Genomic DNA, 564 nt, shown 5'->3' on the forward strand with positions numbered 1-564 from the left:
GCGCATTAATATCGCGACCTGTTCCGTTGGTACGGCGCAACAAGCTCTGAATCAAGCTACGCAATATATGCAGGAGCGAAAGCAGTTCGGAAAATCGTTAGCGCAATTTCAGGCGCTGCAATTCAAGTTAGCGGACATGGCGACGGAGCTTGTCGCAGCACGGCAATTGGTACGTTATGCCGCCAGCAAACTCGATCGAGGAGATCCCGATGCGACGACGTACTGCGCGATGGCGAAACGCTTTGCAACCGACGTCGGATTTCAAATTTGCGACGAAGCGTTGCAGATCTACGGCGGCTACGGGGACCTAAAAGAGGACCCCCTGGAGCGTTATTTCCGTGACGTTCGCGCACATCAAATTCTTGAGGGCACTAATGAAATTATGCGTCTGATCATCGCGCGTCGTCTACTCTCAGAAACGTCAGCGTTGCTCTAACAAGCTATCGGGTCTACGCCATCAAAAGGGGAAGTCATATTATGCCATCAATGCCAAAAGCCATTGAGCACACCATTCAAAATCACGTCTCAATGATTACGATGAATAATCCCCCCGCGAACACGTGG

Annotated in this window: 1 protein-coding gene; it reads left to right on the forward strand. The window is 51.1% G+C overall.

The genetic code is table 11. From position 1 onward, the window contains the following. Positions 1–436: acyl-CoA dehydrogenase family protein (locus tag R7O13_RS29505; RefSeq protein WP_318305546.1), on the forward strand; the 436-nt coding region annotated here is incomplete at its 5' end. Between the last annotated feature and the right edge of the window lie 128 nt (positions 437–564).

Source organism: Vibrio sp. Y176, from assembly GCF_033438945.1.